Origin of the sequence: Peptoniphilus rhinitidis 1-13, assembly GCF_000246925.1 — a bacterium.
Classification (GTDB): domain Bacteria; phylum Bacillota; class Clostridia; order Tissierellales; family Peptoniphilaceae; genus Peptoniphilus_A; species Peptoniphilus_A lacydonensis.
The window spans coordinates 45,982-54,455 of record NZ_BAEW01000010.1 but is presented as its reverse complement, the minus strand read 5'-3'; the positions used below and the strand labels follow the sequence as shown (position 1 = coordinate 54,455).

At 25.9% G+C, this 8,474-nt stretch carries 13 protein-coding genes; all 13 read left to right on the top strand.

Annotated features, from left to right (window positions below; translation table 11 throughout):
* Nucleotides 1–145: 145 nt before the first annotated feature.
* Genes RH95_RS06715 through RH95_RS06655 form a run of 13 tightly spaced genes read left to right on the top strand, consistent with a single transcriptional unit; the run spans nt 146 to nt 8,463 of the window.
* Entirely contained in the window at nt 146–538 is a 393-nt protein-coding gene (locus RH95_RS06715) for a NusG domain II-containing protein (protein ID WP_010246956.1), read from the top strand.
* Nucleotides 535–1,035: a Gx transporter family protein gene (locus tag RH95_RS06710; RefSeq protein ID WP_010246954.1), complete on the top strand. Its 501-nt coding sequence runs from the start codon at nt 535–537 to the stop codon at nt 1,033–1,035. Before RH95_RS06715 ends, RH95_RS06710 begins: the two co-directional genes overlap by 4 nt.
* 10 nt (nt 1,036–1,045) lie before the next feature.
* Entirely contained in the window at nt 1,046–1,621 is a 576-nt protein-coding gene (locus tag RH95_RS06705; RefSeq protein WP_010246952.1) for a Maf family protein, read from the top strand.
* 4 nt (nt 1,622–1,625) lie between these two features.
* Nucleotides 1,626–2,342: a RadC family protein gene (gene radC, locus RH95_RS06700; protein ID WP_010246951.1), complete on the top strand. Its 717-nt coding sequence runs from the start codon at nt 1,626–1,628 to the stop codon at nt 2,340–2,342.
* An 18-nt stretch (nt 2,343–2,360) separates the two neighbouring features.
* A complete protein-coding gene (locus tag RH95_RS06695; protein WP_010246950.1) occupies nt 2,361–2,909 on the top strand; it encodes an SGNH/GDSL hydrolase family protein in 549 nt (182 codons plus the stop codon).
* Nucleotides 2,896–4,038 (top strand): hypothetical protein, encoded by a 1,143-nt coding sequence (locus tag RH95_RS06690; protein ID WP_010246949.1) that lies wholly within the window; start codon nt 2,896–2,898, stop codon nt 4,036–4,038. Before RH95_RS06695 ends, RH95_RS06690 begins: the two co-directional genes overlap by 14 nt.
* The gene (locus tag RH95_RS06685; protein WP_010246948.1) at nt 4,025–4,468 is read left to right on the top strand and encodes a type II secretion system protein; all 444 of its coding nucleotides are present in this window, start codon (nt 4,025–4,027) and stop codon (nt 4,466–4,468) included. The genes RH95_RS06690 and RH95_RS06685 overlap by 14 nt, the downstream gene beginning before the upstream one ends.
* Nucleotides 4,452–4,835 carry a type II secretion system protein gene (locus RH95_RS06680; protein ID WP_010246947.1) on the top strand — a complete coding sequence of 128 codons (384 nt, stop codon included), beginning with the start codon at nt 4,452–4,454 and terminating at the stop codon, nt 4,833–4,835. The genes RH95_RS06685 and RH95_RS06680 overlap by 17 nt, the downstream gene beginning before the upstream one ends.
* Nucleotides 4,780–5,283 (top strand): PilW family protein, encoded by a 504-nt coding sequence (locus RH95_RS06675; protein WP_036743197.1) that lies wholly within the window; start codon nt 4,780–4,782, stop codon nt 5,281–5,283. The genes RH95_RS06680 and RH95_RS06675 overlap by 56 nt, the downstream gene beginning before the upstream one ends.
* Nucleotides 5,280–6,227 carry a hypothetical protein gene (locus tag RH95_RS06670; protein ID WP_010246945.1) on the top strand — a complete coding sequence of 316 codons (948 nt, stop codon included), beginning with the start codon at nt 5,280–5,282 and terminating at the stop codon, nt 6,225–6,227. Before RH95_RS06675 ends, RH95_RS06670 begins: the two co-directional genes overlap by 4 nt.
* A gap of 28 nt (nt 6,228–6,255) precedes the next feature.
* Nucleotides 6,256–6,813, top strand: a complete 558-nt coding sequence (gene efp, locus RH95_RS06665; protein ID WP_010246944.1) for an elongation factor P — start codon at nt 6,256–6,258, stop codon at nt 6,811–6,813.
* A 12-nt stretch (nt 6,814–6,825) separates the two neighbouring features.
* Nucleotides 6,826–7,134, top strand: coding sequence for a CD1247 N-terminal domain-containing protein (locus RH95_RS06660; protein WP_010246942.1), 309 nt, complete (start codon nt 6,826–6,828; stop codon nt 7,132–7,134).
* A 60-nt stretch (nt 7,135–7,194) separates the two neighbouring features.
* On the top strand, nt 7,195–8,463 hold the full coding sequence (locus RH95_RS06655) for a dihydroorotase (RefSeq protein WP_010246940.1): 1,269 nt from the start codon (nt 7,195–7,197) through the stop codon (nt 8,461–8,463).
* The last annotated feature ends 11 nt before the right edge of the window (nt 8,464–8,474 follow it).

Sequence of the window (8,474 nt, the reverse complement as noted above, 5' to 3'; positions counted from 1 at the left end):
ATAGAACTATCTGACTAATAATGTCAGGTAGTTTTTTATTGGAAATTTACAAATTTAATATTTTTATAAAATTAAATTTATTTAAACTAGGCTAATTATTTATTTATAATTACTACATATTATAAAGTTGTGCTATAATAAAATTATGGGAAAATTAAAAAAAGCAGATATATTAGTAATTTTTTTAATTGTAATAGCATCTTTTTTTATTTATTTTTTTACAAATAAAACAAATTTCGAAAAAGAAGGAAATATAAAAAAAGTTGTTATAACAGTAGATGGGAAAACTTTTAAAGAAATTTATCTAGATGATAGTATAAAAGAAGATATAGATGTAAATACGATTTATGGAAAAAATAAAATTCATATAGAAAATGGTGAAGTTCATATGCACAGTTCTGATTGTAAATATCAAATTTGTGTAAAAATGGGAAAAATAAAAACTGTTGGCGATTCTATTGTATGTCTTCCAAATCGTTTAATTGTAAAAATTGTGTCTGAAGAGAATAATGATGGTTTGGATATGGTTTTAAAATGAAAAAAAATAGAAAACTTATTTATTTGTCATTGTTATCTGCTATTGGCATTGTTCTTGGACTTTTTGAAAGTGTAATACCAATTCCTGTTGCTATCCCAGGAGCGAGACTTGGTCTATCAAATATTGTAGTTCTTGTAACTATTGTGGCCATAGGATATAAGGAAGGTTTTTTTGTTTCAATTTTTAAAACTATTATTTTAGGAATTGTTACAGGTGCCGTATCTAGTTTCTTTTTTTCAATAGGTGGTGCAATTTTAAGTTCTATTTCTATGATACTTGCACATAAATTTTTGAGGAAGTACCTTTCTTTAATTGGAATAAGCGAAATTGGATCTTTTTTTCACAATTTAGGTCAAGTTTTAGTTGCGTGTTTTATTATGAAAACTACTACTATTTTAGCTTATTTACCTTTGCTTGTTATTTTAGGAATTTTTACTGGATATTTTGTTGGACTGGCTTCTATTTATATCGTGGATAATACAAATATATTAAAATAAAGAGGTTTATATGGAAAAAGTTATTTTAGCTTCAAATTCTCCAAGAAGAAGAGAAATTTTAGAAAATTTTATAGATTTTAAAATTGTAACAAAGGAAATCTTAGAAAATAAGGATAATTTTTTTAAACCTGAGACAACTGTGATGTCTCTTGCTTTTGAGAAGGGGATAGAAGTTGCAAAAGACTATGAGGACAATATTGTAATTTCTGCGGATACTTTAGTTGAATTAGATGGCAAACTTTTTGGGAAGCCTGAAAGTAGGGAAGATGCAAAAAGTATGATAAAAATGTTAAGTGGAAGAATACACAGCGTCTATACAGGTTATTCCATATTTAAAATTTCTAAAAATATTAAGTACGTTAGTTATGATAAGTCTTTTGTAAAATTTTATGATTTAAGTGATGATGAAATTGAAAAATACTTAGACACTGAAGAGTATAAAGATAAAGCAGGAGCTTATGGAATACAAGGGAAGGGATCTCTACTAGTTGAGAAAATAGATGGAGATTATTTTAATATAGTGGGTCTTCCTATTGGAAAGATAAATAGAGATTTGATTAAATTATTTGATTTTTGTTTGTGGTGATGTTATGAAAGAAGAAGTAGTAAGATACACTATTAAAGAAATGCCAGAAGATGAGAGACCTCAAGAAAAATTAATGAAGTTTGGAGCAAATTATCTTTCTAACGCTGAACTTCTTGCTTTAATTATAAGAACTGGAACAAAAAAAGGAGACTCTGCAATTGATACTGCTAAAAATATTTTGAGAAGTATTAAATCAGAAAGTGATGAAAACGGTTTAAATAGTTTAAAAAATGCAAATTTTGCAAATCTTATGAAGGTAGAAGGCATTGGAGAGGCAAAAGCTGCAATGATAATTGCCGCAGTTGAACTTGGTGTAAGACTTGCAAATAGTAGTTATAATTCAAAAATAAGAATAACATCGCCTTCTATTGCTGCAAATTATGTATTAAGTGAAATGAGTTCTTTGGAAGAAGAACACTTTAGAATTATGACAATTAATACAAGAAAAGAAATAAATTATGTAAGAGAAATTTCTAAAGGAACAATAAATATGACTCTTGTTCATCCTAGAGAAGTTTTTAAAAGTGCAATAAGCGATAATGCTCATAGTATTATTTTATTACATAATCATCCAACAGGTGATCCAAGGCCTTCTAAGGAAGATATTAATCTTACTAATAATTTAGTTGAAGCTTCTAAAATTATAGATATAGAAATTTTAGACCATATAATAATTGGAGATAATAAATATTTTAGTTTTTTGGAAGAAAATCTTTTGTAGAAATTTTAGGGAGGTTTTATGAAAATTTGTGCCTTAGGGGATTCTATATTTGAAGGATTTTTAGTTGGTGGAAAATCCATGATTTATTATTTAGTGGGAAAAGGTTATGATATAGATAATTTTAGTGTAAATGGGCTCACTTCTGGGGAACTTCTTTGTTCTATAAATAGTTTGATAAGTTATGATAAATATATAGTTAATATTGGGTTAAATGATTTTTTAAATGGTGATTCTCTAGACCATGTTTTAGAAAATATAGAAAAAATTGTTAAAAAATTAAAATATTTAGGTGGTGAAATTTATATTGTTTCGCCTTATTTAACTTCTTCAAAAAATTTAGACGAGTCTTATGAATATTTTATTAATTTTAAATCTTTAAATGAAAAAATTGAAGATTATGATAGGTCTTTAAAAGAAAAGTCAGAAGATTTTAAAGTTATTTCCTTTTATGATTATGCCAAAAAATTTAATATAGAAGATGACTTAATTGATGGGATTCACCCTAATAGAACACTGCATAAAAAATTTGCAAAATATTTAGAGGAAAATTTAAATGGATATATTTGATATTTTAAGTAAAAAAATTGGATATAGAAATTTATCTAAGAGGGAAAAAATATTATTAATTATTTTAACTTTACTTTTAATAGAATTTCTTTTTTATAATTTATTAATTCGAAAAGAAAGAGAAGAACTTTCTGAAAAAGAGCTAAATTCTAGTATATATCGAGAAAATTTAGACTACAAATATAATGGATTTGGAGATTTTTCTAGTGAAAGTGTAAGTAAAATATTAAGAGAAAAAAATTTAACGGAAGATAATTTTTCAAAAGAAAGTCATACTGATGTTGAAGTTTTGTCTATTTCAGGACAAATAGATGCGGCTAATTTTGATAATATAAAGGATTTTACAAAATACTATGGATTTTCAAATATTGATTTAAATAGAAGTGACGAAGATAATTTTACATATGTTTTTAAGGCCAAAAAGCCTTCAAAAACCATTTATTATTCAGATCTTAAGAGTGCTTATTTTGGAGAAGATAGTCAAAAAGAAAACAATGATGTTCTAGAATCTTCTTTAGAAAATAAAGAAATTGAAAAATCAAAAAATGATAATGAAATAGTAAAATTTAAAAATAGTGATAAAAAAGATGAGTCTATAAAAGGTTCTGAGGGAAATAAAAAGTATTCTATTAAAGATAATAATATTAAAAGTAAAAATATAGATAAGATTGAAAAAAATATTGTGAGTGAAAATAAAATTAAAGAAGAAGTTTTTACTTTAGGGAATGATTTTTTAGATAAGAGCATAGAAGATAGTGTAGAAAATAAATTAGAAAATGATAAATTTATTGTTAGTGATGAAGATATTTTATTAAATTATTATGAAAATTCTGAAATTTTATCTGTGTATGTAAAAAAAGATTGTGTTAAGGATTTAATAAAACTTGGAGTTAATAGGCACTGCAATGGAATGTCCATGTATTTATTTTTTCCTTATGATTCTTGTAAAGAATTTGGAGTTATAAATATATTAGGAGAAAAGATTCCGTATAATGGGCAAATTATAAATTCAGATTGGTTTAAGGTAAATATTTTTGAGGAGGACATAAGTTATTTTTATTTAATTCCAAAAGAAGGCGAAGATTTATTCTTTTTTGCAAAAGAAGTTGAATATTATGAAGAAGTATAAAGCTTTCACTCTTATAGAGATGATTTTAGTTATAGGGATTATAATGATTTTACTTTCTATAAGTGGTTTAAATTTAAATATTCGTGATAGAATTGAATCTAAAAATCAACTCAAAGAGATGGCTTTAGATATGAAATTTCTAAAACATTATGCTCAGATAAATAATTGTGAAACAAGTATAAAAATTAGAAAAGATGGATATTCTACAAATTTTGGACAAAAAAGTAAAGAGGTAAAATTCAATAATCTAGTTAAAGTTGAGTCTACAAATTTGGAAAATATAAGATTTACAAAAAGTGGCAAACCTTCTTTTTTAAATAATATTAATTCTTCTGGTACAATTGAGTTTTCTATTGAAAGTAGGTATTTCTATAAAATAACAATTGAACCAGTTACTGGCAAGGTGAATTTTTATGAAGTTGAAAAATAAAAATCGTGGACATTTAATGATTGAAGTACTATTTTCAATAGCACTCATTGGAATTATTGCATCTATTATTTTGCCAAATATAATAAGTCTTTTGGAAAATCAAAATTATCTAAAAGAAAGAGAAATGCTTGTAAATGAAGTTTTTTCGAAGATGGAAGATATAATTGGAGAAGCTTATAATAATAGTGATAGTAAAGATTTAGATTTTCATGTTACTAGAGATGGAAATAGTGATTTTATTATAAATGTAGATAATAATAAAGTTGGAAATTTAAATCATATAGTGGTTTCTGGTAAAAGGCGTGATTCGGATGAAGAAATTGAGTTTGAAGTGTACTTATCGCAAAAAGGGCTATACTCTTATTGAACTTGTTATATCTGTTGCTATAATTTTAATTATATCAATGGTCTTTACATCTATATTGGGAATTTCACAAAAAGCTTTAAATAAAACTTATTTAAATGAAAATATAAATTCAGATATTTCTTATACTCTAGAATACATAAAAAATGAAATAGAGAAAAGTGAATATTATACTAGGGGAAATAATGATATTTATTTTATACAAACAGAGGGAAATAAATTTAACTACATATGGTTTAATTTAGAACAGAAGCAAGTTTATAGAAATTCTTCTTTAGTGACGAAATTAAAAAGATTTTCTAGTCTTAAAAGTGAAGGAAAAAATTCATTGACAAATTTAGTAGATGATTTTTCAATAAAAGATGATAAAAACTGCTTTATAGTTAAGTTAAAGTTTAAAGAAAAAGAAGAACTTACAATGAAAGTCGCGAAAAGGATAAAAGAATTATGAAGTTTAAACAAAGAGGTTATATTTATATTTTTACAATTATTTTAGTGGGACTTCTTTCTTTATTTTTTTATTTTATATATTCTTATATTTCTAATTCTTCTTACATTAATTTAAATAGGGTAGATAGAATTAAGGCAAATTATGCAGCAGAATCTGTTTTAAATATAAAAATTTCTGAAGATAGTTTTGAAAAAGAACTGAGAGATTTTATTTTTTCTGAAGATACATATAAAAATTTGAGTTGTGAAATAAAACCTTTAGATACAGAAATCATAAAATTATTTTTAAGGAAAGTGAAATTAAATAAAGATAGCGATATAAATGATATTGTAGAGTTAAATGCGAAAATAAAATATAAAAAAATATCAACAGATGCGAAAATTCGAGGGAATTACATAAATAAAATTTATAAAGAAAAAGATGGAGTATTAAACTCAGGAAAGGTGAATAAGGAGGATTTAGAAAAAATAAGAAATTCATTTAAAAATAATGATTGGACTAAGAATAATAAAGTGATTGAATTAGATGGTGATTATATTTTTGGCACGAAAAATGGAAATTATTTTATATTTGAAGAAATAAGAGAATATGATGATGAGTTGAAAGATTTTGTAGTAAGAAGAAATATTCTCTATAAAGTCGATAAAATTGATGTGATTATTCAAAATAGTGGGACTTTAAAGATGGAATCAGAGTGTCAAAATCAAATTTTAATAATAAATGACAAAGTATTGTTTAATGATAATCAATTATCTGGTATAATTGTCTTAAATGAAAATGCGGAAATTTCAAATCATTGCAAGTTAGATGGATATTTAATAGATTTATACGATAGGAATTCTGGCATAGATACTAAATATAATAATTATGTCTTAGAAAAGTATGGATATGTATTGCCTGATTTTATAAAATTTCAGCCAATTTCACTTAACTATAATAATTAAAATACAATACTTAAAAATGGAGGAAAATATGATAACAGCAGGAGATTTAAGAAAGGGACTTACATTTGAATGGGATGGAGATGTTTGGGAAGTAATAGATTTTCAACATGTTAAACCTGGAAAAGGAGCAGCTTTTGTAAGAAGTAAAATTAAATCAGTACTTACTGGTGGAATAAAAGATACAACTTTTAATCCGTCAGAAAAATTTGAAAAAGTAGTAATTGAAAATAAAGAAATGCAATATTTATATTCAGATGGAGAATTATATTATTTCATGGATCAAGAAAGTTATGAACAAATTCCACTAGAAAAAGATATGGTTGAAGATGCGTTAAACTTTATAAAAGAAAATGATATGGCAACAATTAACTTTTATAAAGGAAAGGCATTTAGAGTGACACCTCCAAACTTTGTTGAACTTGAAGTAACAGAAACAGAACCAGGTGTTAAGGGGGATACATCAAGCGGTGGAACTAAACCAGCAACAGTAGAAACAGGTTACACTCTTAATGTACCACTTTTCATAAATACATCAGACGTTATAAGAATTGACACAAGAGATGGAGAATATATGTCTAGAGTTTAATATGGAGGAAATATGGAATATTTACTAAAGAGAATTTCTTATTTACAAGGTCTTTGTGATGGATATGATTTGGACACAAGTACTAATGAAGGGAAAATTATATCAGAACTTGTTGATATTTTAAGTGATGTCATTGATGAAATGAGAGAATCACGTGAAGAAATTGAGGATTATGTCGATATTATTGAAGAAGATCTTTCAGATTTAGAAGATTATGTTTATGACAATGATGATGTTGAATTTGATCTTTATGATGATGATTTTGATTTTGATGATTTAGAAATTTTCGATGAAGACGAAGAAGAACTAGAAGAAGAATAATTTTATAAAATTTAAAGACGGGGATATTCCTCGTCTTTTTTAAAATTCTAAGGAGTAATTATGATTATAAAAAATGGAAGAGTCATAGATCCTATCTCAAAGACAGACGATATTTTGGATATAAAAGTTGCAAAAGAAAAAATTGTTGCAATAGAAAAAGATATTTTTGTAGATAAAGATTCAGATGAAAAGGTTATAGATGCAACAGGTAAAGTTGTAGTTCCAGGATTAGTTGATGTTCATGTTCATTTTAGAGATCCAGGAGCTACATATAAAGAAAATTTAAAGACTGGTTCAAAGGCAGCTGTTGCAGGAGGATTTACCACAGTTGTTCAAATGGCAAATACAATTCCAAAAATTGATTCCAAAGAAAAGATAGATGATCATTATAAAAGAGCAAAAGATCTTCCACTTAAAGTTTTTACTGTTTCAGCTCTTACAAAAAATTTTGGAGATTTAGAAATAGTAGATATGGAAAAAAATTATAAAGCTGGAGCTGTTGCTTTTACTGATGATGGAATTCCAAATAGAAATTCAAAATTAATTTTAGAAGCAATGGAAAGAGCAAAAAAACTTGATGCAATAATTTCTTTTCACGAAGAAGACCCAAATTTAATTTCTGAAAATGGTATAAATCATTCCGAAATTTCAGAAAAATTAAATATCTATGGTTCTCCAAGTGTTGCAGAAACTTCTTTTATAGCAAGAGATATTGCAATGGCAATTTATTCTGGAGCAAAAATTTCAATTCAACACATTTCAACTGGTGTGGGAGTAGAACTTGTGAAGCTTGCAAAAAAAATGGGAGCAAATGTTTTTGCAGAAGTTACGCCTCATCACTTATCATTAAATGATAAAGCTTTGTTAGAATATAAGGCTCTTGCAAAGATGAATCCTCCTCTTAGAAGTGAAAATGATAGACTTAGAATTATAGAAGGAATAAAAGAAGGAACAATAGAAATAATTGCAACTGATCACGCTCCTCACAGTGTTGAAGAAAAATTACTACCTATCACAAAAGCACCATCAGGCATCATTGGGCTTGAAACATCTTTTTCGATTTGTTATGAAAATTTAGTTTTAAAAGAAAATATAAGTCTTATGAAATTAATTGAATTAATGAGTACAAATCCTGCAAAAATTTACGGATTAGATGGAGGAGAAATTGCTTTGGGTAAAAATTGTGATATTGCGATAATTGATTTAGAAAGTGAGTATAAGATAAATAAGTTTAAATCCAAATCTTCAAATTCACCATTTAAAGACAAAGTTTTAAGAGGAGAAATTTTGTACACAATATCAGATGGAAAAGTTGTTTATAAAAAGTAAAAAAATATGTC

What these genes read in the sequence shown, in the direction of transcription:
- RH95_RS06660 (WP_010246942.1), top strand. Translation starts at nt 6,826, where the DNA reads ATGGAATATTTACTAAAGAGAATTTCTTATTTACAAGGTCTTTGTGAT.
- efp (WP_010246944.1), top strand. Translation starts at nt 6,256, where the DNA reads ATGATAACAGCAGGAGATTTAAGAAAGGGACTTACATTTGAATGGGAT.
- RH95_RS06710 (WP_010246954.1), top strand. Translation starts at nt 535, where the DNA reads ATGAAAAAAAATAGAAAACTTATTTATTTGTCATTGTTATCTGCTATT.
- radC (WP_010246951.1), top strand. Translation starts at nt 1,626, where the DNA reads ATGAAAGAAGAAGTAGTAAGATACACTATTAAAGAAATGCCAGAAGAT.
- RH95_RS06675 (WP_036743197.1), top strand. Translation starts at nt 4,780, where the DNA reads ATGAAGAAATTGAGTTTGAAGTGTACTTATCGCAAAAAGGGCTATACT.
- RH95_RS06715 (WP_010246956.1), top strand. Translation starts at nt 146, where the DNA reads ATGGGAAAATTAAAAAAAGCAGATATATTAGTAATTTTTTTAATTGTA.
- RH95_RS06690 (WP_010246949.1), top strand. Translation starts at nt 2,896, where the DNA reads ATGGATATATTTGATATTTTAAGTAAAAAAATTGGATATAGAAATTTA.
- RH95_RS06655 (WP_010246940.1), top strand. Translation starts at nt 7,195, where the DNA reads ATGATTATAAAAAATGGAAGAGTCATAGATCCTATCTCAAAGACAGAC.
- RH95_RS06695 (WP_010246950.1), top strand. Translation starts at nt 2,361, where the DNA reads ATGAAAATTTGTGCCTTAGGGGATTCTATATTTGAAGGATTTTTAGTT.
- RH95_RS06670 (WP_010246945.1), top strand. Translation starts at nt 5,280, where the DNA reads ATGAAGTTTAAACAAAGAGGTTATATTTATATTTTTACAATTATTTTA.
- RH95_RS06685 (WP_010246948.1), top strand. Translation starts at nt 4,025, where the DNA reads ATGAAGAAGTATAAAGCTTTCACTCTTATAGAGATGATTTTAGTTATA.
- RH95_RS06705 (WP_010246952.1), top strand. Translation starts at nt 1,046, where the DNA reads ATGGAAAAAGTTATTTTAGCTTCAAATTCTCCAAGAAGAAGAGAAATT.
- RH95_RS06680 (WP_010246947.1), top strand. Translation starts at nt 4,452, where the DNA reads ATGAAGTTGAAAAATAAAAATCGTGGACATTTAATGATTGAAGTACTA.